General features: G+C 66.7%; 17 protein-coding genes and 4 pseudogenes. 12 read left to right on the top strand and 9 right to left on the bottom strand.

Annotation, left to right across the window (positions count from 1 at the left end):
* Positions 1–103: pseudogene (locus tag ACFYXC_RS40955) on the top strand (IS5/IS1182 family transposase); the annotation flags it as partial.
* A 115-nt stretch (positions 104–218) separates the two neighbouring features.
* Complete coding sequence (locus tag ACFYXC_RS40950; protein ID WP_389558124.1) at positions 219–1,154, top strand: transposase family protein; 936 nt, start codon at positions 219–221, stop codon at positions 1,152–1,154.
* Between the two features lie 220 nt (positions 1,155–1,374).
* On the opposite strand, the pseudogene ACFYXC_RS40945 reads toward ACFYXC_RS40950, so the two are convergent.
* The 5 genes and pseudogenes from ACFYXC_RS40945 to ACFYXC_RS40925 all read right to left on the bottom strand — a co-directional run.
* Positions 1,375–1,770 (bottom strand): annotated as a pseudogene (locus tag ACFYXC_RS40945) (transposase); the annotation flags it as partial.
* Positions 1,771–1,780: 10 nt separating this feature from the next.
* Positions 1,781–3,004 (bottom strand): aminotransferase class I/II-fold pyridoxal phosphate-dependent enzyme, encoded by a 1,224-nt coding sequence (locus ACFYXC_RS40940; RefSeq protein WP_389558123.1) that lies wholly within the window; start codon positions 3,002–3,004, stop codon positions 1,781–1,783.
* A 22-nt stretch (positions 3,005–3,026) separates the two neighbouring features.
* The gene (locus ACFYXC_RS40935; protein ID WP_308404968.1) at positions 3,027–4,349 is read right to left on the bottom strand and encodes a hypothetical protein; all 1,323 of its coding nucleotides are present in this window, start codon (positions 4,347–4,349) and stop codon (positions 3,027–3,029) included.
* A 45-nt stretch (positions 4,350–4,394) separates the two neighbouring features.
* Entirely contained in the window at positions 4,395–5,039 is a 645-nt protein-coding gene (locus ACFYXC_RS40930) for a hypothetical protein (protein WP_389558121.1), read from the bottom strand.
* Between the two features lie 21 nt (positions 5,040–5,060).
* Entirely contained in the window at positions 5,061–5,882 is an 822-nt protein-coding gene (locus ACFYXC_RS40925) for an aspartate 1-decarboxylase (RefSeq protein WP_389558119.1), read from the bottom strand.
* A gap of 883 nt (positions 5,883–6,765) precedes the next feature.
* On the opposite strand from ACFYXC_RS40925, the gene ACFYXC_RS40920 reads away from it, so the two are divergent.
* The 3 genes from ACFYXC_RS40920 to ACFYXC_RS40910 all read left to right on the top strand — a co-directional run bounded on the left by ACFYXC_RS40920 (position 6,766) and on the right by ACFYXC_RS40910 (position 9,538).
* Positions 6,766–7,068, top strand: a complete 303-nt coding sequence (locus ACFYXC_RS40920) for a hypothetical protein (RefSeq protein ID WP_389558117.1) — start codon at positions 6,766–6,768, stop codon at positions 7,066–7,068.
* Complete coding sequence (locus ACFYXC_RS40915; protein WP_389558115.1) at positions 7,053–8,141, top strand: reverse transcriptase domain-containing protein; 1,089 nt, start codon at positions 7,053–7,055, stop codon at positions 8,139–8,141. Before ACFYXC_RS40920 ends, ACFYXC_RS40915 begins: the two co-directional genes overlap by 16 nt.
* An 89-nt stretch (positions 8,142–8,230) precedes the next feature.
* Positions 8,231–9,538, top strand: coding sequence for a hypothetical protein (locus tag ACFYXC_RS40910; protein ID WP_389558113.1), 1,308 nt, complete (start codon positions 8,231–8,233; stop codon positions 9,536–9,538).
* On the opposite strand, the gene ACFYXC_RS40905 is transcribed toward ACFYXC_RS40910, so the two are convergent.
* The 3 genes from ACFYXC_RS40905 to ACFYXC_RS40895 form a co-directional block, all read right to left on the bottom strand.
* Complete coding sequence (locus ACFYXC_RS40905) at positions 9,535–10,179, bottom strand: class I SAM-dependent methyltransferase (RefSeq protein WP_099970846.1); 645 nt, start codon at positions 10,177–10,179, stop codon at positions 9,535–9,537. The genes ACFYXC_RS40910 and ACFYXC_RS40905 overlap by 4 nt on opposite strands.
* A 655-nt stretch (positions 10,180–10,834) precedes the next feature.
* Entirely contained in the window at positions 10,835–11,572 is a 738-nt protein-coding gene (locus ACFYXC_RS40900; protein WP_389558110.1) for a TylF/MycF/NovP-related O-methyltransferase, read from the bottom strand.
* A gap of 231 nt (positions 11,573–11,803) precedes the next feature.
* The gene (locus ACFYXC_RS40895; protein WP_249954483.1) at positions 11,804–12,685 is read right to left on the bottom strand and encodes a methyltransferase domain-containing protein; all 882 of its coding nucleotides are present in this window, start codon (positions 12,683–12,685) and stop codon (positions 11,804–11,806) included.
* Between the two features lie 250 nt (positions 12,686–12,935).
* On the opposite strand from ACFYXC_RS40895, the gene ACFYXC_RS40890 reads away from it, so the two are divergent.
* From ACFYXC_RS40890 to ACFYXC_RS40865, 6 genes are all read left to right on the top strand, one after another.
* Positions 12,936–13,088, top strand: a complete 153-nt coding sequence (locus ACFYXC_RS40890) for a hypothetical protein (protein WP_389558108.1) — start codon at positions 12,936–12,938, stop codon at positions 13,086–13,088.
* A 58-nt stretch (positions 13,089–13,146) separates the two neighbouring features.
* On the top strand, positions 13,147–14,361 hold the full coding sequence (locus ACFYXC_RS40885) for a cytochrome P450 (protein ID WP_389558106.1): 1,215 nt from the start codon (positions 13,147–13,149) through the stop codon (positions 14,359–14,361).
* A gap of 47 nt (positions 14,362–14,408) precedes the next feature.
* Positions 14,409–15,818: a serine hydrolase gene (locus ACFYXC_RS40880; protein WP_099970843.1), complete on the top strand. Its 1,410-nt coding sequence runs from the start codon at positions 14,409–14,411 to the stop codon at positions 15,816–15,818.
* Between the two features lie 7 nt (positions 15,819–15,825).
* A complete protein-coding gene (locus ACFYXC_RS40875; protein ID WP_389558104.1) occupies positions 15,826–19,059 on the top strand; it encodes an amino acid adenylation domain-containing protein in 3,234 nt (1,077 codons plus the stop codon).
* 41 nt (positions 19,060–19,100) lie between these two features.
* Complete coding sequence (locus ACFYXC_RS40870; protein ID WP_389558102.1) at positions 19,101–19,922, top strand: tryptophan 2,3-dioxygenase; 822 nt, start codon at positions 19,101–19,103, stop codon at positions 19,920–19,922.
* Positions 19,923–20,075: 153 nt separating this feature from the next.
* Complete coding sequence (locus ACFYXC_RS40865) at positions 20,076–20,459, top strand: transposase (RefSeq protein WP_389558100.1); 384 nt, start codon at positions 20,076–20,078, stop codon at positions 20,457–20,459.
* Here ACFYXC_RS40865 and ACFYXC_RS40860 read toward each other — a convergent pair.
* Positions 20,459–22,143 (bottom strand): annotated as a pseudogene (locus ACFYXC_RS40860) (ISAzo13 family transposase); the annotation flags it as partial. The gene ACFYXC_RS40865 and the pseudogene ACFYXC_RS40860 overlap by 1 nt on opposite strands.
* 51 nt (positions 22,144–22,194) lie before the next feature.
* On the opposite strand from ACFYXC_RS40860, the pseudogene ACFYXC_RS40855 reads away from it, so the two are divergent.
* Positions 22,195–22,690 (top strand): annotated as a pseudogene (locus ACFYXC_RS40855) (transposase); the annotation flags it as partial.
* Positions 22,691–22,788: the final 98 nt, after the last annotated feature.

Genomic DNA, 22,788 nt, shown 5'->3' with positions numbered 1-22,788 from the left:
GAAGACCTGGAAGATCCTCCGCGACTGCCGCCTCAAGGGCGACGGCGTCCACCACGCCATGCTCGGCATCGCCCGCCTGCACAACCTCACCCTCGACGGATGAGCGGGCAACGACGCCGGTCAACCAGCATGCCGTAGATCATTTACGGGACAACGCTTACGAGCTCGTGCACGACAAGCGGTGAGACGTCGAGCTCGTGATGGTTGATCATGGTCGGGTGGTGGAGAACAGGGCTCGTGCAGTGATCATCAGCAACCGTCGCATCACGGGCCTGACGGGCGATGTGATCGCTGAACTCGTAGCCGAGATAGGTCCGTTGTGGCATGAGCGTCACCAGGCCAAGCTGGCCTCCCGGCTGCGGAGGCGGGCCGTGGGCGGCGGGCCGAAACACCGCCTGGTGTTCGTCGACCGCTTGCTGGCCACCCTCGTCCATCTTCGGCACGGCGCCACCCACGACGTACTGGCCTGCTGGTTCGGCGTTGACCGCTCGACCATCACACGAGCTGTCAACGAGGTGCGGCCGCTGCTCGCCGAGCGAGGCTGCACCGTCAGCCCCGACGTGCGGCTGCGAACCCTGGCCGAGGTCGTCGATCACCTCGGCTCGAGCGGGACGACCGGCATCATCGACGGCACCGAGGTCCGTGTCCGGCGACCCGCCGCAGGGCGCAAGGACCGGGACAAGTTCATCTCTGGCAAGAACAAGCAGAACGCCGTCAAATCCATGGTGGTCACGGACGACACGGGGCGTGTGCTGTGGTGCAGCCCCGCTCGTCCCGCGAGCTGCGCGGACATCACCCACGCCCGCCAGTTGGGGCTGGTCACGCTCCTGGCCGACGCGCCCGCGCTCGAGATCCTCGCCGACGCCGGCTACCAGGGCCTGGGCGCGCAGACCGGCGGCCGGGTGGTGACGCCCCCGCACCGTAAGTTCAAGAAGAACGCCCCGGACTGGTACGAGGAGATGTACGAGCGCCAGCGCAAGGCACACTCCTCGCGCCGTATCCGGGTCGAGCACGGCATCGCCCATCTGAAGAACTGGCGGGCCCTGACCCGGCACCTCGGCCGCCGCGAGCACATGAGCGACACCGTCCAGGCCGTCGCCGGCCTGCTGTCCCACCAGCAGACCGCGGACCTGCACTCGACACGGCAGACGTGAGCACGGGCCCCACCGAGGCTCTCGACGTCTCACCGCTTGTCGTGCACGAGCTCGTTAGCCTCGAAGTTTCGTGACGGTCCGCCGACGGAGTCGGTGGACCGTTTTCGTGCTGTGGACTGAGGCTGTGCAGGCTGAGGTCCCGAGTGTCGTCTCGGGCGGACGCCGGGTTCCACTGCTCCGGGGTGGAGGGTTCTTTCGCAGGGACGGGTGAATCTGCTGATCAGCCGAGGTTCGGGAGGAGTGCGAGTCGGTCGAGAGCTGCGGTGATGTGGCTGGTCCAGGGCCAGTGCCGGGCCAGGCGGAGGATCCGGCGGCGGCCGGTGGTCACGAGCTGTCCAGCCGTGCTGAGCAGACGAAGCCGCAGGCGGCGGGGCTCCCAGAGTATGGCTTCGCCGGTCAGCGCGAGCATGGGCATCCAGGCCAGCAGGTCGAGAGCGATCTGCACGATCTCCAGCCAGACCCGGTTTTGTGCCATGCGCTTGAGGGGCAGGTTGCGCGGACCGGTGGCCCGGGCGGCCCGGATGCGGTCCTCGGCCCTGGCCCGCAGCCGGTGACGGAGCTCGAGCTCGGCGATCGGCCGGCCGGGCGTGTTGGTGGCGAAGCAGGTGAGCCTCAGACTCGACCTCCTACTGCTGATCGACCCCGAGCTTGTGCCACACGTGTGCGAACTGCTCGATGTCCGCGGTCGACATGGAGGACCGGATTCGGGCGCGCAGGCCCGCCGCACCCCTGCTGACGATTGGGAAGAAGTCCGGCTCCACGTAGAATCCGTTGTCGAACAGGTAAGCCGACGTTTCCAGCGTATCGGCCTCGGAACCCAGCTCCAGGTATCGGATCGGGACGCTGTTTCCCTGGCCAGCGGCACGAACGAGGCCATCGAAAAGCGCAATGTTGCTGTGCAGTTTGGCTTGCAACTCAGGCAGAGCCTCACTGCGGTGGAGCTTGGCGGACTCGATGATCGCGCCCAGTGCCGGAGTGTTCAAACGCTGGGACCACATCATCGGGCCGCTGCTGCGCTGGATGATCTTTCGTTTGCGGTCGTCGTCCCTGGGGCCGAACACGATGGCACCGCCTGATGCACCGAAACCCTTGTTCAGCGACGTGATGAGCATGGTCGAATCGTTGATCGCGCCCATCCGGTCCAGAACATAACCCCGGCCCATGTCACCGATCACCGACGTGCTGTGTGCTTCGTCGAAGTAGAGGAAGAGCCCGAACTCCTCCTGTAGCTCGAAGAGTTCCTCAAGTGGCGCTAGAGTTCCTCCCGTGCTGTAGACGGAATCGCAGACATAAGCTACGCGTTTGTTCTTCCTGCAGATGTCGGCAAGAGCGTCGACGTCGTTGTGCCTGATCGTCTCGACCCTGGTCTCGTCGGCACACAGGGACTTGAGCGACGCCATGCAGAAATGGGCGCGCTTGTCGAACACCATCACCGGGGCGACACCATCGGTGAGGAGACCGGAAGCCAGGACCGGCAACGTGGCCCACGCCGCTGCCGAGCACGAATTGAGGGTCGCCACATCCGCCCCGAACAGATCGCCGAGTGCGCACTCGGCTTCTTCGAGGAGCGGAAGGGTCATCCGGACTCGCGACAACGAACTGTTCAGGACCATGTTGCTCCGCAGCGCGGCGATCGCGGCGTCGATGATCCTCGGGCTCTCGTCCAGCCCCAGATAGGAGTAGGACGACATGTTGACCGCTACTCGACCGTCCGGCGCGCTGAGTCTTCCTCCCGGGACGGCCTGCAGCACTGCGCCATGGACTCCGAGCCGTGCCGCCGAGTCCCAGTAGCCGTCACTCAGGTGCCGGAGCTTCTTGATGTCGGAGAAGCCGTGACGCGAATTTTCCATCCCCACATTCCCTCTCACATCCTTAAGACAACGTTCCGGCCGTCGTGGCGATCTCGTCCTTCATCGCTGTGAGCCGATCCCAGTCCTTGGAGAACACGAGCAGTTCGGCTCCCGGACCGAGATCCGAGTTGCAGCCGAGAACCACAGCCCCTTCACCTGAGTCCTTGTCGTACCTCACGCCCGCCCTCTCGATCGACCGGAGAAGGTCCGCGAGCCCCGCGGGCACAACATTGAGGATGGAAGAGAAGAAGTTGTTGCGGGCGTAGTCGTGCCCGAGGAGTCGTTCGGCGACGGTGTGGTAGATGAGACCGCCGCTCCAGCGAGCGTTGATCTCGTGGAAGAAGACCCGGCCATCGTCCAGCACGATGCCGTCGATGTTCACGTACCCGCGGTAGCCGATGGTCCGGACCAGTTCGATGAACTCTTCCGCGGGCTTCAAGGTCGCCTCGAACTCAGAACGTGACGGGGAGTCCAGTCCGATCCACTTGGCGCTGCCGCCAGAACCCTCCGGCAACTGCTCGTACTTCAGGATCGAGCTGTGCAGGAAACGTGCACGGTCGCCGTCGAGGTGGTACTCGAAGAAGAATCGTTGGTCTGCGCGGTGGTACGTCTCCAACGTGATGAACTGGTTCTGGGTGTCCGTCAGCTGCGACCACAGGGTGTCTGCGAGGGTATCGAGCTGGTCGTTGGCGTACGCCAGGACCTCGCGCGTTCCCGGGAAGGACGACTCCGGCGACGTCGATATTCCGATGTTGCCGTGGCCGCCACCACTCCTGTCCTGCTTGGCGATGACCATTCCGGTCTCAGCGATCAGTTCCTGGATCGCGCTCCGCACCTCAGCCGGACCGCGAGCGACGACGCCGTCCGTCAGCGGGGTGCCGAGACCGGCCGCCAGCCTGCGGAACGTCGACTTCATGTTCAGCAGATCGATGCCGTTCTGCATGGCGAACTCGTAGCCGTCGAGCGCTGCGACGTTCAGCTTCCGGGTCAGCTGCGCGGCGGCGCGCGTCGACACGCAGGGGAACAAGCTCCATCCCGCGCCGGTTCCCGTGTGCGCGGCGAGCCGGTCGATGAACTCCGGATCCTGCAGGACCGCTTCGCTCAGCGGAGTCTGCGTCCGCTCCACGTGGACGCTCGTGCCGTCGATTCCGAGGGTGTCCGCAACGTAGCCCGGGAAGTCGGGGTCCACGGTGTCGGGTATGACCAGCACGTCCCCGTCCTCCGCGTGCCACAGGAACCTCGCCGTCGTGTCGGTCGACGACGCCGTCGCATCCGAGATTCCCAACCAGTCGCGAACCTGCTCCGAGTAGTCGGCCCGGAAGTTCGGAAGGATGATCTTTGGCAACTGCGATCTCCGCTCTCTGTGGATACGTCATGCCGGCCGGACGCGTCAGGGATTCTCGTGGCGGAAGTCGAGCTCCGCGTGCAGTTTCGGGATCCCGTCGGACGTGATGGTCACCACGTTGTGCAGATGCCCTGGTCCGTCGGAGGTGAAATCGTCGGTCATGATGACGTCGCCGCCGTGGTCGCGCAACAGGATCGAGCCCGAGAAGATCAGGTGACCGTCGACCCAACCAGCACCCGACGTGACCGCATCGATGTGGTTGCCCCGATCGTCGAAGTAGATCGACACGAACTGCTCGAGCTCGGGGCTCCAGCCGAAGATGTATCGGCAGTGCTGACCCGTCGGGTGCAGCTCGTTCGGTTCCTGGGTGTAGTCCCACTCGTACCACGTGCCCCGGAGGATCGGCGAGAGCTTGCCCCGGAACAATCCCTTCACCGGGGAATCCTCGCGTCCCGGAGGGTACACCGTGGATTCGCATCGCCAGTTGCCCAGGAAGGGGGTGAGGGGACGCATCTCCTCGCGGGGTACGAACCCATCCGGCACGGGCAGGACGAGGTCCTGCGGGAGTTCGTGGGAGCTGGAGGTCTCGGACATCGTGTGCTGCTCCTGTCGATCGTCGTGCTGATGGGGATCTCGGAACACCGCGTGGTCGGCGTCGCGATGCGCCGGGCCCTCGCGCCGGCCGCTCATCGCGTCGAACGACGTGTGCAGCTACTGCCGGATCGCCGCAGTTCCGTCGGTCAGGACCAGCGACATGCGATGGTTCTTGTCGGCGAACCGGAACGACGCGACGCTGACCGTTGCTCCGAGCGGAGCGAATCCGGCCATGGCCCCGGTGGTCATGATCACGCCGTCGGGCATGGGCACGGCGTAGGTGTTCGTCCCGCCGCCGGCCGACGAGTTGTAGACCGTCACCATTGTGTGCCGGGACATGTTGGCTTCGCGCATCACGCTGCCCGGGATCTCCGCGCTCCCGAGCAGGCAGTCGTCCTTCGTGTCGTTGACGACGAGCCCCGTGATCAAGCTGTTGACCATCAGCCTGGGCATCAGCTCCTCCCTGAGCGGGTGTTCGTCCGGCACCGACCCCAGTTCCTCGTCACCGGTCAGGCGCTCGTACTTCAACGTCCCGGTGTCCAGCTTGTTGCCCGGGATGATGCCGTAGTCGACGATGGGCAGCGTTCCGTCCGCGTGGAGTTCCTGGCCGCGATCCCCGAGCCTGGTCTCCGAGATGATGCACACCAGGTCGCCTGCGCTCAGGAAGTGGGCGACGCTGCCGCGTGCTTCCACCATGCCGGTGTCGGAATGCACGACGAACGTGTGCACTCGGTTCTCGATGTTGCTGGCGCCGATGCGAGCGACGATCACCGCCTCCCCGAGCACGAGATCGCTCACGGCGCACAGTTCCGGCGGCAGCGCGATGCCCTCACGGATGGCGGAGTCCGACCGCGCGCTTTCGTCCGTGGATCGATCGGCCGCATCAATGGTCAGGTTGTGGATCGCGCTCCGCTTGCACGGCATCTCGGGACCGATCACGGATGCTCCTCCGAATTCGTTGTTGACTCATTGCCATGTTCCTGCGCGCCGATCACCTGTCGGACCGGCGCTGCGGGTGTGGATACCGGCCGACCCGTGGACGTCGGCTCGTGCGCATCGGTGCATCGTCGTTTGCGTCCTCGGACCGAAGCCTGCACTCCCATCTTCCGAATTCGAGTTCGTGCAGTCGGAACCCCGCGAGATGTTCGACGATTCGCCCGCTTGGTCGGGCAGTCGGCACTGATTCTGATAACCTGCGCCAGCTATCCTGCTGCCGTTATGGAGATGGTGCCACATCAGAAGCCCCCACTAGTGAGTGGCTGTGATGTTGGCCGGAATTCGACGGCGAGATGTACGCGAGGGCACGTGAAACGGACGCCGATGCTAACGACCATGTCCCCCTCTAACCAGACTTGAACTTTCGGGCGCTTGCTGGTTCTGTGTCGCGTGTGTCGCGCGTCAGAGTTCTTGGCAGAGCCCGTTGCCTACGGGTGTTCTACCGCCTGAGGAGAAGACCCGTGAAGGTCTACGGCGTAACCGTGGCGATGCCGCAGGGGCATAGCCGGGCGCCTCACCCGTCGATCGATCAGCGGTGAACGTGGGAACCGTCCGCGATCTGCTCCCGACCCAAGTCGCCTCCAGCGGCACGGGACGGGATAGGCGCGTTGCCCGCCGAAGGGCGTGGGCGGGGCGGAGCCTCCGTAGTACTCCGGGGCCGGGAGAGCCGGCCGCACGGGGAAGGGCGGCAGCGTGACAGACAAGGAGAGGACTGCAACGTCCGAAGATGCCCTGGTGAACACCGGGGTCGGGATGGCCGCCGCTTGGCGGCTGGGTGTCCCGGTACGGAAGATGCAGCTCAAGTTGCACCAGCGGGCGCAGGCGGATGCCTCGCGCCGATTCGACGATCTGTACAACACTGGTCTACGACCCGGGGTTCCTGATCGATGCCTGGCACAGGGGCGCGGGCAACACCGGGGCGAAGACGGCTGGGATCGACGGGCTGACCGTGGCCGCGATCGAATCCGGGCCGGGAGTACAGCCGTTCCTGATGGACATCAGGGACGAGCTCAAGGCGCGGATCTACCGGCCCGCACCGGTGCGGCGCACCCAGATCCCCAAGTCCAACGGGAAGATGCGTGATCTTGGCATTCCGACCGTGAGGACCGGGGCGTGCAAGCCGCACTGAAGGCGGTCCTGGAGCCCATCTTCGAGGCCGACTTCCTGCCGGTCTCCTACGGGTTCCGGCCGGGCCGCCGAGCCCATGACGCCATCGCGGAGATTGTGTATCTGGCCCGCCGGGGCTACTCCGTAGTCCTGGAAGCCGACATCGAGGCGTGTTTCGACAACATCGATCACGTCGCCCTGATGGACCGGCTACGGGCCAGGATCTCCGACAAGCGCGTTCTGGCGCTGGTGAAGGCGTACTTGAAGGCCGGGGTCATGCACCACGGCATCGCCAAGGACACCCCCACCGGCACTCCCCAGGGCGGGATCCTCTCCCCGCTGCTGGCCAACATCGCTCTGACGGCACTGGACGAGCACTTCCACGTCCGGTGGCACACCCGGATGGGCACCAGTTGGCAGCGCGAGAAGCGACGCAAGATCGGAACGGGAAACTGGAGATTGGTCCGCTACGCGGACGACTTCGTCGTCCTCGTCAGCGGCCCGGCCCACCGGGCCGAGGTGTCGGCCCTGTGCGAGCAGGTCGCCGAGGTCCTGGCCCCGCTCGGACCGCGGCTTTCACCGGAGAAGACCCGTGTGGTCCACATCGAAGACGGCTTCGACTTTCTCGGCCACCACATCCGCCGCCAGCGGAAACGCGACACGAACAAGCTCGTCGTCTATACCCGGCCCTCGAAGAAGGCCATCAAGGCCGTCAAGGACCGAGTCTCGGAACGGACCTACAGATACACCCAGAATCAGAATCTGGCCACCCTCCTGGAGGGCCTGAACCGGACGATGACCGGGTGGGCGACCTACTTCCGACACGGCGCGGCGAAGCGGACATTCAACGCGGTCGACCACCACGCGTGGCACCGCGTCGCGATCTGGCTCCGCCGCAAACACGGCATCCCCAGCAGCCAGTTGAAGGGATTCTGTGACCAGGGATGGAGGTTCGCCGACAGCGGCACCATGTTCCTCGGCGCATCCAGCGTCATGATCGAACGCTACTGCTACTGCTACTGCTACCGCTACCGCTACCGCGGAGCTCGGATCCCGACTCCGTGGACCATCGAACCGGCAGCCAACAACGGCTGACCACTGGGCAAGCCACGTGGAGAGCCGGATGCGTGGCCAACAGGCACGTCCGGTTCGGGTCGGCGGCCCAGAGAAACGGAACGGCAGCAATGCCGTTCACCGCGCTCTGGGCCGACCGCACATGGTCAAAGCTGCTGCTGCGCCCCGTCGAGCAGATCCGGCCGCACCTCGAACACGCCGTCCGGGTGCTGGGTGTCCAGCATGCCTGGGGCCGCACCGCAGCACCGGTTTCTGGCGCGGACGGCGGGCAGCCCCGCCCCTGGACGCTGCCGGTGTCCTACCACGAGATCCGGGGCCTGGTCGCCGCGGTCCGCACCGCCTGCCTGATCCTCACCGCGGCGGCCAGCGGCATGCGGACGAGCGAACTGCTGGAACTGCGGGTCGGCTCCCGGCTGTCTCCCCGCATGGTCACCGGCGGCGGCCAGCGGTTCCGCCTGGCCAGCAAGGTCATCAAGGGCCGCCAGTTCGGCGGCGAGAACGACGAGTGGGTCGTCGTCGCCGAGGTCGACCAAGCGATCGCGCTCGCCAAACGCCTCCACGGCGGCGACATCGGCGAACCCGTGTTCGGCGCGATGGTCTTCCACACCAGCTACCCACGGCTGCGGAACTGGATCAACGGCCCCGCCGGGCATCGACTCGGTCTGACACCGATCCCCGCCGGCCCGCTCAACCTCCGGATGCTGCGCCGCACCCTTGCCCAGGAACTAGCCCAACGTCCCGGCGGACTGCTCGCGGCGAAGATCCACCTCAAGCACGTGTCGACTGCCACCACCGAGGGCTACGCCAACCGCCCCGGCGGATCACAAGCACTGTTCCACGCCCAGGTCCAGGAACTGGAAGAGGAACACCACCTGCACCTGACCATCGACGCGTTCCGCCAGTTCCAAGCCGGACAGCTCCCCGCCGGACCCGGCGCTCGGGATCTCATCGCGACATTCACCCACGTCGACGGAGCGCTCCAGGAAGGCGCCTCGTTGGAGTCGTCGGTGCTGGACACCGACCGTCGAGTGGAGAACCTGCTCCGCACCCACGCAGGAACCCTGCATGTCGGCCCGGCCAACTACTGCTGGTTCCGCGACCCAACGAAAGCGCTCTGCCTGCGGCTGGCCGGGACCACCGAGGCGACTCGGCCGCTGATCGGACTCTGCGACTCGGCCCGCTGTCCGCAGGCCACCCATCATGCCTGTCACCGCCCGATCTGGGCCGAGCAGGCGGCCACCTTTCAAGCGTTCCTCGGCAACCCCAGAGTCCCCACAGGGGAGAAGACCCGGCTACGACGCGAGCACGACCGCGTCCAACGAGTGCTCGACAGCATCGACCAGGCCACCAGCACCGCTATGAGTACACCCGCATGTCCTTCGGTTCCGAGTGGCGAGCCCGACATATGCAGAAGTTAGGGCTTACTACGTGCGAAAAGAATCGCTTGCTGAGCTTTCGCATCCGGGTCGAGCAGCATCTCGGCCTCGACCACGAATCCGGCATCGCGCAGCCAGGATGCCACCTGATCCGGCTGACGGCGGTACACATGGACCTTCATCGGGTGACCGCCATAGCCCTCCGTCTTCAACTGCGACTCGTCACCCACCTGAAACAGGAGCTGCAGCGGTCCGCCTGGACGCATTGCTCGGTGGAAGTGCCCGAACACAGTCGGCACCTCGTCGTCGGGGATGTGGATCAACGACTGCCAGGCGAGCAGGCCGGCCACCGAAGCAACGGGGAGGTCCAGTTCCGCCATCGAGCCCACCTCGAACCGCAGGCCGGGGTGGTCGCGCCGGGCCACGTCAATCATCCCCGGAGAGAGGTCGACACCGAAGGCGTCGACACCGAGCTCATGCAGGTGGGCGGTGACTTCACCGGGGCCGCAGCCGACGTCCGCGACCGGCCCGCCGCCAGCGACCCGCACGCTGTCGGCGAACAACGCCAGCGCCGCGCAAAGGTACTGGTGTCCGGCGAGGGCACCTCGCACTTGGTCGGCATAGCTGACCGCGACCGTGTCATAAGAGGTGCGGGTGTCAGCCAACCAGTCATCCGTGGTCATGACCGGCACGATATTCCATGATCACGACCTCGTGAACGGCCGACGCAGAGGGACCGATCATTGGCCCGCCAACTGGCCCAGACCTCCGCCACGTTTCCGCAGACCGCAATGCAGGAGTGCACATCATGCCGCTGACCACCGAACAGCGCCGTCGCAACGAGGCCAGCATCCGTGCTGCGATGGACCGCCTACTGCTGGGGCAGCTTCCAGCCCGCGCAAGACTCTTGCACGAGAAGCCGGCGTCGCCAGAACGGGCTTCTACGCACGCACCGACCCGCAGGGCAACCAGCGGCCAGGGCCCTATCAGCACCTGGCCGAGGAGTTTCAGCGTCGGCTGGCCGATCTCCGCGAGGCGGGCACCGTCTCAGACCCGCGCGAACTCCAGATCACCCGTGACCATGTGCGGTCGGCCCAGAGCGCGGTGAACGGCATTGCTGCCGTTCCGTTTCTCTGGGCCGCCGACCCGAACCGGACGTGCGTGTTGGCCACGCATCCGGCTCTCCACGTGGCTTGCCCAGTGGTCAGCCGTTGTTGGCTGCCGGTTCGATGGTCCACGGAGTCGGGATCCGAGCTCCGCGGTAGCGGTAGCGTTCGATCATGACGCTGGATGCGCCGAGGTGGCAGCCCGCTCAGCGCGGTGATCGCCTGCTACGGATTACGGATCGATCTTGTGGAGGAAGGCTATGGAACTGTCCCCCGTACGTCGGATCCGGGCGGTCGAACCGGTTTCCGCCAGGAAGTCGTGAACAGCCCTGCTGCACCCGTCCCAGAAGTCGTAGTCGTCGAGGATGACCACACCGTCGACCTCGACGTGCTGGAACATGACGTCGAGGCACAGCTTGGTGGATCGGTACCAGTCCCCGTCGATGCGCAGGACCGCGATCGGATCACCGCAGTAGTTCGGGACGGTGTCGTCGAACCACCCCTTCTCGACAGAGACGTGGTCAGCGTGATCGCCCGAGGAACGGATGAGGGAGAGGAACTCGTCGTAATCCGCGTGGAGGTTGTCGAGGTAGAACTGATCGTCGGAGTCGGACTGCCAGGCGACAGCGTCGGGTCCATCGATGGTGGCCGCCGGAGGAAGGCCTTCGAACGAGTCGTAGAAGTGGTACTTGCGCCCGGGACCGCCGATCTGCATCATCGCCGCGGCCATCCCGCCCTTCCAGGTACCGCATTCGACGAACGCGCCTCGGAGTGCGCGCGATCGCTCATGGATCAGGGCGAGGTTGTCGCAGAAGGAGTCTTCGGGTATAAGCGTGTAGTTCGCAAAACGGTCGTAGATCTCTTCGTAATGGGCCTGGTGCTCTTCTTGGGACGACCGGGTGACAAATTGCCGGAACCACTTCCTCTTGATTCGTTCGGCCATATCATCCGCGTCTCGCCACGACCCCATCTTCACAACGTATCAGCAAGGACAGATGGGGGGGAAGGTGGCGTGAGCCGACGATATGTTGGACGCGGGTTGCCGGGGCGCGGGATGTCCGCTGCTCCACGGCTCCGAGCGGACGGGCCGTGGTCGTGGTTCTTGCGGCCTTCCCGCCGGTCAGGCCCTCGCCGGCGCGATCTGCACGGCGACCCCACCGACCGTGCCCGTGTTCTCCCCCGAGCCGTGGCGGGCGCGCGTTCAGCTCTTGGCTGCCCGCACCAGGACGTAGTCGAGGCCGTCGATCTGCGCGTGCAGCGCCGCCTGGTCGCTGAGGTTCTCCCGGACGAGGTCGGCGAGCTCGGTACCGACGCGCTCGACGTACTCCGGGTCGTCGACGGTCCGGAGCGCAGCGCGCAGGTAGGGTGCGAACACGTCGCCGTGGATCGACCTGATCTCGACGTCGTCGAACCCCGCCGTGGCCAACCGGTCGCGGTAGGTGTCGACGCCGTACCAGTTCGCCTCCGGTGCCATACCCGCGAACATCGACGTGCGCAGCGGGTCGTCGGTGCCGGTCGCCTGCGGATGCCGGGGCACGATGTCGGTCACGGCGAGCACCCCACCCGGGCGCAGCAGGGTGTGGGCCTGGCGAAAGAACTCCGCGCGCGTGTCGAAGTGGAAAGCCGCCTCCAGCGCCAGCACCCGGTCGAAGGATCCGGCGATGAATGCCTGTTCGATCGCGGTCGCCGAGCACCGATGGAAGGTGATCCGCTCGGTGAGGCCCTCGCGTTCCGCGCGCGATCTGGCGTGCGCGAGGTGGCTCGCGGTGATCGTCACGGCGTCGATGGTGCTGTGCGGGTACGTCGTGAGCCATCGGAAGTCCTGCGCGCCGAAACCGAAGCCCACGTCGAGGACACGGTCCCCGGGTGCGAGCCCTGCCGTGCGGGCGAGCGCGTCGGTGAGCGCTTCGCTGGCCCCGGTGAACGTGGTGGCCTCCGCCCAGTACCCGAAGTTGATGTAGGTGCTGTCGTGGGCGAACAGCTTCCCCGGGTCATAGAGCTCGTAGCGCCCGAGGGCCAGCTCCTCGGGCGCGGGCTCGGTCGTGTCGTCGACCAGTGGCGCGGCGCCGTCGGCGGTCGTCATGGTGCTGTCTCCTTCGCCTGGTGGGTGTCGCCTCGGCGGCCCGGTGGGCGGCCCGTGGCGGTACCGGGTCGGGGTCGATCACGATCTGCGCGACCGACCCTACCGACCCTACGTGCTCGGGCGTCGACGTCCCGGGAATCTGCCAAAACAACGTGCCGCGGCAGGTGTTGCCCGCCGTGCACATCGGCGTCACCAGCACGTTCGGAGTTGGTCCGGCAGTTGTTCCGCAGCAGGTCAGACAACGGCCCGAATGGAATCCGCAGCAGCAACGGTGACCCTCGACGCGGGCGATCCGCCCGCCATCGGACCGAGCTGTCCGTCCTCGACCGCCCGTCGGAGCACGAGCCTGCTCGTGGGCTCGGGACAGATGCGCACGTTGACGATCCCGATGTTCATCAAGTAGACCATTGCGTGTGAACAGCCACGCACTCGAACGCCGGCACGGTACGAGGAGATACTGAATGGTGTCAGCGGACGGCGTGTGGCCCATCGAGCAGGATCTGGCGGACCCCTCTTTCATGGGCGGCACCGGAGCTGGCGACGATTTCTGGGCGGAGTCCCGCCGTCGGGGCGTCACCTGGCACGAGCCGAGGAGCGATCGTCCCGGATTCTGGGTCGTATCGCGCTACCGGGACGTTCGTGATGCGTACGTGAATGTCGACGGTCTGTCCTCGTCCCGGGGGACCGTGTTGGACGTGCTCCTCCGGGGCCCTGATTCTGCGGGCGGGAAGATGCTCGCGGTGACCGATCCGCCGCGGCACCGCGAGCTGCGCATCCTCATGGCCCGTGCCTTGTCGCCGGAGTACGTCCGCCGCATGGAGCCGACGTTGCTCAGACGCAGTCGTCAACTGGTGCGGCGATGGACCGGGAGCGGTGAGTTCGACTTCGTCGAGTCGATAGCGGACCGTATGCCGATCGAGACCATCTGTGATGTGCTGCAGGTGCCGGGCAGTGATCGTACAATGCTGATGGAGTGGAACAAGCAGACGCTGTCGTCCACGAGCCTGGATGATACCCTGCTCGACGCCCTGAACGCCCGGAACGAGATCATCCTCTACTTCATCGATCTGGTGGAGGAGAGACGGGCGGCACCCGGAGATGACCCGATCAGCGCTCTGGCGCACGGGCGCGTACAGGGTGAACAGCTCAGCACAGAAGACGTCGCACTCAACTGCTACAGCCTCATACTGGGTGGTGACGAATCGTCTCGCATGTCCGCGACCTCGGCCGTGAGAGCGCTGAACGGCCACCCTGACCAGTGGCGGTCGTTGAAGAGCGGGTCGGTCGACTACGACACCGCCGTCGAAGAGCTCATCCGTTGGGCCACGCCGGCGATGCACTTCGCCCGCACCGCGGAGAAGGATGTCACCGTCGGTGGGACCCGGATCGCTCGCGGCGACGTCGTGAGCCTGTGGAACATCTCGGCGAACCGCGACGAGGAGGCGTTCGACGATCCCGGCTCGTTGAACCTGTCCCGGCGTCCCAACAAGCACCTCGGCTTCGGCTGGGGTCCCCACTTCTGCCTGGGTGCCGCCCTGGGCCGGGCGAGTCTCACGTACCTGCTGCAGGCGCTCGCCGAGTCCGTTACGTCGATCGAGACCGAGGAACATCCGCAGCGCGTGTACTCGAACTTCCTGTACGGCTACAGGTCCCTCAGGACGACGCTCGTCCCCTAGGCGCCCCCACTCCACCTCCACCGTCACTGCGAAAGGAGCCGGCGGCGATGACCAGCAACACGTCGAACGAGGTTGCCGTGGAAACCGAAGAGAGGTTGCGCCGCGTCCGGGCTGCGCTCGACGATGTCGTCGACGCGGAGGGCCTGCCGGGTGGGGCTGTTGCACTCCTCGACGGCGACAGCACGTACTACACGTTCTCGGGCCACGGCGACCTCGACACCGCGCGGGACTGGTCCGACGAGTCCCGGCAGCCCATCGGTTGCCTCTCCAAGGTCCTCATCGCGTACGTGGCCATGATGCTCGTCGACCGGGGCGTCGTCTCGCTGGACGAACCGTTGTGCGACCGCGTTCCCGGGGCGTGCTTACGACGGGACGGCGTGAGCGCACCGATCACGCTGCGATCCGCGCTCAGTCATTCAACGGGGGTGGACCAGGCGTTCGAGGTCTGGAACCAGGTGAATCCTCGAACTCCTGCAGAGTACGTGGAGGGTCTCCAGGGTTATCGGCAGATCGCTGAACCCGGCCAGGTCTTCGCCTACAACAACATCGGTACGGCCGTGGCTGCCGTGCTGATCGAGAACATCCTGCAGGAGAGTTGGCAGCGCGCCGTCAACACGATGCTGCTCACGCCGCTCGGGATATCGGCGATCGCGGAGCCGGAGGACGGAGGCGGGCTCTCCGGACTCGACGAGACCGTGGTTACGGGGTACTCAGCGCGTGCGGGAGGCCAGGGATACCAACCCGTGGCGCCGGCTGATCTCGAACGGGTGGCCGACTGCTTCGGATCGACCACCATCTACATGACGCCGCACGAGATCAGCCTCTTGGCGCGGTGCGCGATGTCCGACGGTGTCGGCGGGAACGGCGTCCGGGTGCTGTCGGAGACCCTCGCTCGCGAGATGCGCTCGCCGCAGATCGGTATCCCCGGCCATCCGATGTACGACTCATGGGGACTCGGGTGGCTGCTCTTCGACGACGAGTCCTTCGGCTTCGAAGCTGCGACCGAGGGGCAGCACATCTTCCTGAGGATGTTCAAGGAAGAGGACCGTGGATTCCTGGTCATGACCAATTCGTTCCCGTCTTTCCCCCTGTACTCCGAGATCCTGCTGGCCGCGACCGATCGGCAGTGGCCGGCCGACGGAGCTGCCGCCAACACGTTGCAGGAATCCCACTGCGTGGGAACGTACGAGGCGGACGGCCACAAGCTGGAGATCCGGGCGGCGAGCGACGGCATGGAGTTCAAGCTGTTCCTGGGCGGCGGTTCCGAGAACTGGTACCTGCTGCACCAGGGTCAGTCGGCGTTCGCAGGAGGTGGGGCGCTCGTGCTGTCGTCGGTGAACAGGGGGTTCCAGAGCGCGGCGGTTCCGATCTGGGTGGACGATCGGGCGGAGCCATCCTTCCTCAGATTCGGGATGATCGTCCTCGAGAAGGTCTCCTCGACCGATCCTGGGAAATGAGGGCACGATGAACGCGCACGCGAACCCGCCGTCGACCACGATCAACGATCTCCTCAGGGACCAGGCCGAACGAACCCCGGATGCTGTCGCGGTCGTCTACGGCGACGACACGAGGCTCACCTACGCCGAACTCGACGCCGTCATCGTCCGACGGTCACGTGCGCTCGTCGACCGTGGGGTCGGGCGGGAGTCCGTCGTCGCTCTGGCGGTGCGGAACCCCCTGAGCTTCTGGACCACCGTGCTGTCCGTGCTCCGCGCGGGAGGTGCGTACCTGCCGATCGATCCCGACAGCCCGGGGAAGCGGATCGAGTTCATGATCGGCGATGCCTCGCCGTTCCTGATCGTCGCCGACGAGAGCGTCCGGTCGGCTCTGCCGCAGCGGAGCGGCATCGTGACGGTCGAGGCCCTCGACGCCGAGCGTCGTCCTCCCGACCCGGAGTGCGAGGCGGAGCAGCGTCATGCGCCCGCGACGCGCGACGATCTGGCGTACGTCATGTACACCTCGGGGTCGACCGGCAACCCGAAGGGTGTTTTGGTCTCGCACGCGGGGATTCCCGGCCTCGTTTCCACGCTGGCGACATCGATGGACATCACGTCGCGGAGCAGGGTCCTCCAGTTCGCCTTCCCGACCTTCGACGCGTCGCTGTCCGAGGTGTGCGTCGCTCTCGCCTCCGGGAGCACCCTGGTGCTCGCCGACCGAGCTGACCTGTCTCCTGGGAAGTCGCTCTCCGACACCATCGCCCGTCACGGGGTCACCGCGGTGATGCTGACACCGCAGGTGCTCGCGGCGGCCGGCGACGGAACCCTGTCGACCGTCGAGTCGCTCCTCACCACCGGGGACAAGGTCTCGCTCGGCCTCATCCGAACGTGGTCCGCGCGGCGCCGGATGGTGAACGGGTACGGGCCGACCGAGACGACGGTCTGCGCCACCGTGAGCCGTCCACTGTCGGCGGACGAGGTCGAGATCCCGATCGGGCCGGCGATGGCGGGCACCGACGCGTACGTCCTCGACGGCCGGCTGGAGCCGCTCCCAACGGGCGAGCCGGGCGAGCTCTACCTGCACGGCCCGCACCTCGCGCGGGGGTACCTGGGGCAGCCGGGCCTGACCGCGTCCCGGTTCGTGGCATGCCCCTTCGCCGAGCCCGGGGACCGCATGTACCGGACCGGCGACCTGGTCTCCTGGAACGAGGCTGGCGAACTGGTGTTCCGCGGCCGGGTGGACGGGCAGGTGAAGATCAACGGCGTCCGCATCGAGCCCGGCGAGATCGAGGAGGTCCTCGTCCAACACCCTGATGTCGACCAGGCGGTCGTCCGCGCCGCGGGTGGTCGGTTCGAGGACGACGGGCGCCGGTTGATCGCGTATGCGGTGCCGGCGGGCAGCGCCGGGACGTGGTCGGGGACCAGCGGGAGCGACCCGGGTGCGTGGCGGGACGAGCTGGCAGCGCGGTGCCGGACGTGGCTCGTCGACAGGCTGCCCGCGAGCATGATTCCCGCCGTCCTCGTGGTCCTCGAGCGCTTGCCCCTGATGCCCAACGGCAAGCTCGACGCGGCCGCGTTGCCGGTGCCGGAGTTCACGTCCGATGCCTCCGCGTCGCCGTCCAGTCCGGCGGAACGCAGCTTGGCCGACATCTTCTGCGAGGTCCTCGGACGCGAGACCATCGGTGTCGACGATGATTTCTACACGGTGGGCGGGGACAGCGTCCGCGCGATGCGCGTCGTCTCGATGGCTCGCGCCCGTGGCCTGCGGTTCAGTGTTCGACAGATGATCGAGCTCCGGACCGTGGCCAAACTGGCCGCTGTCGCCCGGACGACCGCCGTGAAGGTGCCGTCGTCCGACCGGGCGACCGGGCCGGCGCAGGAGAAGCGCATTCCGCTCCTCCCGGTCACGCAGTGGAACCGGGACGCCGGACCCGGGTTCGAGCGGTCCGCGCAGGCGGCCCTCTTCGAGGCTCCGGACGGCTTCCTCCGGACCGACCTGGTCCCTTTGCTGGAGAAGGTGGTTGAGCGGCACGAGCTGCTCCGATGCCGTCTGGATCGCGACGGCTGCCTGGTCGTCGGCCCACGCGCGAACGTCCCCGTGGCGACATCGATCACAGTGGTCGACGTGCCTGACGGTGTCGAGGGCGCGGCATGGCAGTCGCTCGTGGTCGCGGAACGCGACTCGGCAGTGCAGAGGTTGGATCCCGCAGGGGGCGTGATCGGCCAGTTCGTCTGGTTCGAGTCTGCGACGACGCAGGCACGTTGGCTCCTGGCGGTGGTCCACCACGCGGTGGTGGACGGGGTGTCGTGGCGTGTCCTGCTGGATGATCTGGCCGCTCTCTCGGCGCCCGCAGCGGTGGCCGGCAGCCGAGAGGTCCCGCCATTGCCGGCGACCGGGATGGGGGAGTGGGTCGACATCCTCACCAGGGAAGCTGCTGCGCGCACGCGCGTCCAGGAACTCGAGTACTGGCGGTCGGTCGTCGACGGGCCCGACGAGCCCGTGGGGCGCAACCGCCTGGACCCCACGGTCGACCTGACGGACACGCTCGTCCACGCACGTCTCGTACTCCCTCCCGACCACACCGCATCGTTGCTGGCGGCCGCGGAACGGGGTGCGGGCGGCATGGACGGTCTGCTGGTGGCGAGCGTCGCGGTGGCGGTGGCCGAGTTCCGTCGGACCGATGCGACCGTGGGCTCGTCCGTGCTCCTGTGGCTGGAGGGGCACGGGAGGGAGGAGTCCGTCTTCCCGGGCGTGGACCTGACGAGGACGTTTGGGTGCTTCACCACCGCCTATCCCGTGCGTGTCGCCGTGCCGGGGTCCCCCTCCGTCTCGGCCCGCGCAGCTCACGCCAGTGCGGTCGACGCGCTGTCGGGTCTTCCCGACAAGGGCATCGGTTACGGGCTCCTGCGACACCTCAACCCCGAGACGAGGGCCGTTCTCGAGAAGCATCCCATCGGGCAGATCGGCGTGAACTACCTCGGGAGGTTCGGATCGAGATCGGGTTCGAGCTCGGGCTGGGACTTCTGCTCGGAGGTCCCGGAGCTGGGGGCACTCGATGTGCCGGAGCCGCCCGGCCGTTCGGCGTTGACGGAGCTGAACATCGACGCATGGGTGTTCGACACCCCGGGGCAGTCGACGTTCGGTGTCTCTCTCACGGCTCCGCGACGTGTGCTGTCGTCGGGCGACCTGGAGGTATTCGGGGGCCTCTTGGAGCACGCCCTCGCCGACGTGGCCCGAGGAGCACTCGACGACGAGGCGTGAAGCCCGACCAGGACGAGCCCCTCTCACGTCAGGTGGACGGCATGACTTCTCCGCACGGAACTGGTGCCCCTGCTCGGGATCACGGTTCGTACGCGCAGTACCTCCAGTTGGACAAGCTCCTGTCCTTGCAGGCGTGCATCACGAACGGCGCCGGCGAACCCCTGTTCCTCATCATGCACCAGGTCGCCGAGCTGACGTTGAAGCTCCTGGTGGGGGAGATCGACCGCCTGCAGCGCCACGTCGAGCAGGGAGACCTGCTCGACGCCATCACCCAGGTGGGGCGCGCGCAACGCGTCCACGGAGTGCTGAGGGAGACGTGGGAAGTCCTCGGCACCCTGAGCCCGACGGAGTTCGGGGCGTTCCGCGGTGCGCTCGGTTCGGCCTCGGGTGCCCAGTCCGTCACCTATCGGGAGCTGATGACGCGCCTCGGGGAACGGGATCACACGTTCCTCCTCCGCGGCGGCGTGCCGGCCGCGGAGGCCCGACGTCTGCGTGAGCTGATGTCCCGGCCCAGCCTCTACGACGCCGTCCTCGAGCAGCTGCACAAGGGAGGCGTTCCCCTGCCGGACCGGTGCCTCGACCGCGACTGGAGTGAGCCCTACGAGGAGCACCCGGACGTGGTCGACGCCTGGCGGGAGGTCTACCAGAACCGCCGCGAGCACCAGTCCCTGTTCGACCTGGCGGAAGCGCTCATCGAGCTGTCCTACGGATTCTGCCGGTGGCGGGCGGTTCATGCGCTCGTCGCGGAGCGGCTGATCGGCGCCAAGGTCGGCACCGGAGGCACGTCAGGCGTGAGTTGGCTGCAGCGGCGGGTCCAGCGCCGGGAGTTCCCGGAGTTGTGGACGGTCCGGACGCTGCTCTAGTACTCCAGCAGGATTTCGCTGTCTGACCTGGTCTTTCGCCGGGTGGCGGGAGTGTAACGGGACTTCGGTCGTGCGGGGGCGGTCTCACGGAGACCGCCCCTCGATCGTGCGACAACGCCGCAGGTAGTGACAGCGGCGGGGCAGCCTCCGAGGGTGATCACCAAGTATGCCGCCGCGCAGTGGGACCTCGAACTGGACGATCTCTTCCTGACCATCGGGCACCGCTTCGGCCGAGTCGAGCTCCGCCGCCGCATGCGTGACTACGTACGCGGGCTGCTCGCCCCGGTAGCACGAAAGAACAGCTGGCAGCTGGCCGAACAGGCCGGCCACCGCACGCCCGACGGCCTGCAGCACCTCCTCGCCGGATCGAAGTGGGAGCCCGACGACATCCGCGACGAGCTGCAGCAATACGTCGCCGACAAGCTCGGCGAGAACGACGGCGTACTGATCATCGACGACACCGGGTTCATCAAGAAGGGCACCACCTCCGCCGGGGTCCAGCGCCAGTACTCCGGAACCGCCGGGGCTTGTCCATAAATAACTGTCAGAGTTGATCTGTAGAGGTGCTCTCCACGGACGTCAGACGAGTTTGCAGTTGCTGGAGCGTGCGCGCAGGTGAGCCGGGTATCGGTGTGACGGGGATGCGGTGCAGGTCGAGAATTCGGTGGCCGTCCTGGAACTGGTTGGACAGGTTGGTTCGTGTGACGCTCAGCATCTGGGCCATCAGGGTGCTGGTTGCGGCCTTGCGGCGGCGCAGGAGTGCGGCAAGCAGCCGGTGGAAGTGGTCCAGGCTGCTGGTTTGCGGATGGAGGTAGCCTCGGGGGCGGTGGAAGCGACGCTGGAAGGCTGCCTCGGCCAGGGCGTCCCAGTACGGTTCGGAGACCGCCACGAGGTGTGTGAACTCCGAGCGTGCCATGCCGGTCAGCGCCGGATCGGTAAGCATCAAGGTCACAGCGGGATCGATCGGCCGACGAGTCGCCGGCTCTTCGGAAGGGCTTGGGGGATCCGGGGCCAGGGCGTAATTCCAGTTGCCGTGGAACGCATCGGGTGTGATCGGCAGGGCGTGGAACTCGGCGGTCGTGACGGTGGTGCCGAGGGCGTAGTCGCCAGTGTCCAGCTCGGCGCCGATTCTCAGCCCGGTCGCAGTGGTAGTTGCGGCGATCGTCTCGAGTACGACTTGGTAGCTGGTCAGCGGCCGACCGCGCCAATTGGCGGTGATATGGCAGAACATCCGGTGTTCGATCTTGTTCCATTTCGAAGTACCCGGCGGAAAGTGACACACTGTAACCTTCAGGCCGCTCTCGCGGGCGAAGGCGTGCAACTGCTTCTTCCAGGTCCAGTAGCGGGGGTTGTTCGAGCCGCCGGCGTCCGCGGTGATCAGTAACCGGTCCGCATCTGGATGGTCTGCTCGACCACGGCGGCGCCACCAGCGGCGGATGGATTCGGTGGCAAACTCGGCCGTGTCATGGTCGGTTCCAACGTTGACCCAGCCGGTGTTGGTGGCCAGGTCGTAGACCCCATAGGGAATGGCCGCCGGTTGGTCGTCGTCGAAGAGGTGGGAGTGACAGTCCACCTTGATCGGGTCCTTGCCGGGGCGCCAGACACGGCCGGGCCGGTCGCGGTTGCCGATCCACTCCTTGGCCTTGGTGTCGACGCTGATCACCGGTTGGCCGTCGTCAAGGAAGGCGGTGGCGGTGGCGTTGATGTGGGCGAACTGGGCGTCGCGGTCCGGATGGCGTGCGCCTTCAGTGGTTTTGGCCGTGCCTTGCAGGCTGTAGCCCATCGCGTGCAGCAGACGGCCGACGGTCGTGGCGCCGACCAGGTGTCCCTGCGCGGACAGGGTCCGGGCCAAGCTCCGCAGCGACAGTGTGGTCCACCGGAGCGGGGAGACGGGATCGCCGCGGGTATGTGGCTCGATGAGCATCTCCAGAGCCGGCAGCAGACCGCTGTCGGTCGCCGTCAACGGCTTGCGCCCGCCTCCCGGAGCCCGGATACGGTGCGTGGGCGCAGCGTGCATCTCCAGTTCGGTGATGCCGCGCGCAATGGTGGCGGTGCTGGTTCGGGAGGCAGTAGCTACCAGGGCGATTCCGCCATGACCGAGCGAGACGGCCTCACTGGCGAGGTACAGCCGACGACGGCGCTCGTCGAGATGCGGCAGAACCTGCTCGAACTTGCACTGCAACTCGGCAGCGGGAACGCGGACTTGCGAAGGCACAGTCACGTTCCAGCGTCCCACTGACGACCGTCTCGCAGGTCAACTCTGACAGTTATTTATGGACAAGCCCCCGGCCGGACCGAGAACTGCCAGATCGGTGTCTTCGCCGCCTACGCCTCCGCCCGCGGCCGGGCTCTGGTCGACCGCGAGCTCTACCTCCCGAAGTCCTGGACCGAGGACCGGGAACGCTGCCGCACCGCAAGGGTCCCCGACGAGCGGGAGTTCGCCACCAAGGGCGAACTGGCCCGGCACATGGTGCTGCGGGCCCTCGCCTCGCCGCTGCCCATTACCTGTGCGGCGACGGCGCGAAGGGGCCCCGCGTCTACCACTGGGCGGCAGTGCGGCTGCCGGCCGTCGCCGAGTTCGACTACCAGGGCGAGGCCCCCACCGGATGCGGTGGGCACTGGCCCGGCGCAGCATCAGCAAGCCCGACGAGATCGCCTACTACCTCGCCTACGCATCCCTTCAGACCACGGTCCAGGAGCTGGTGCGGGTCGCCGGGTCGCGCTGGGCGATCGAGGAGTGCTTCCAGGCCGCGAAGAACGAGTGCGGCCGGTGTCGGCGTACGGAGTTAGATCCCCAGTTGCGTACCTTTCTTCGTCCCCACCTGTCAGGCCACGTCCGTCTCGCGCTCGATGGCCTGGAGGCGGT

The sequence above is a fragment of the Streptomyces sp. NPDC002701 genome (assembly GCF_042889045.1).
Classification (GTDB): domain Bacteria; phylum Actinomycetota; class Actinomycetes; order Streptomycetales; family Streptomycetaceae; genus Streptomyces.
Note: the sequence above shows the minus strand (reverse complement) of the source record. Positions and strands in the feature narration are given on the sequence as shown.

Excerpts from the sequence above, each read along its gene's own strand:
- ACFYXC_RS40940 (WP_389558123.1), bottom strand. The coding sequence starts at position 3,004 with ATGGAAAATTCGCGTCACGGCTTCTCCGACATCAAGAAGCTCCGGCAC.
- ACFYXC_RS40930 (WP_389558121.1), bottom strand. The coding sequence starts at position 5,039 with ATGAGCGGCCGGCGCGAGGGCCCGGCGCATCGCGACGCCGACCACGCG.
- ACFYXC_RS40920 (WP_389558117.1), top strand. The coding sequence starts at position 6,766 with ATGCCTCGCGCCGATTCGACGATCTGTACAACACTGGTCTACGACCCG.
- ACFYXC_RS40910 (WP_389558113.1), top strand. The coding sequence starts at position 8,231 with ATGCCGTTCACCGCGCTCTGGGCCGACCGCACATGGTCAAAGCTGCTG.
- ACFYXC_RS40905 (WP_099970846.1), bottom strand. The coding sequence starts at position 10,179 with ATGACCACGGATGACTGGTTGGCTGACACCCGCACCTCTTATGACACG.
- ACFYXC_RS40900 (WP_389558110.1), bottom strand. The coding sequence starts at position 11,572 with ATGGGGTCGTGGCGAGACGCGGATGATATGGCCGAACGAATCAAGAGG.
- ACFYXC_RS40895 (WP_249954483.1), bottom strand. The coding sequence starts at position 12,685 with ATGACGACCGCCGACGGCGCCGCGCCACTGGTCGACGACACGACCGAG.
- ACFYXC_RS40890 (WP_389558108.1), top strand. The coding sequence starts at position 12,936 with ATGGAATCCGCAGCAGCAACGGTGACCCTCGACGCGGGCGATCCGCCC.
- ACFYXC_RS40885 (WP_389558106.1), top strand. The coding sequence starts at position 13,147 with ATGGTGTCAGCGGACGGCGTGTGGCCCATCGAGCAGGATCTGGCGGAC.
- ACFYXC_RS40880 (WP_099970843.1), top strand. The coding sequence starts at position 14,409 with ATGACCAGCAACACGTCGAACGAGGTTGCCGTGGAAACCGAAGAGAGG.
- ACFYXC_RS40875 (WP_389558104.1), top strand. The coding sequence starts at position 15,826 with ATGAACGCGCACGCGAACCCGCCGTCGACCACGATCAACGATCTCCTC.
- ACFYXC_RS40870 (WP_389558102.1), top strand. The coding sequence starts at position 19,101 with ATGACTTCTCCGCACGGAACTGGTGCCCCTGCTCGGGATCACGGTTCG.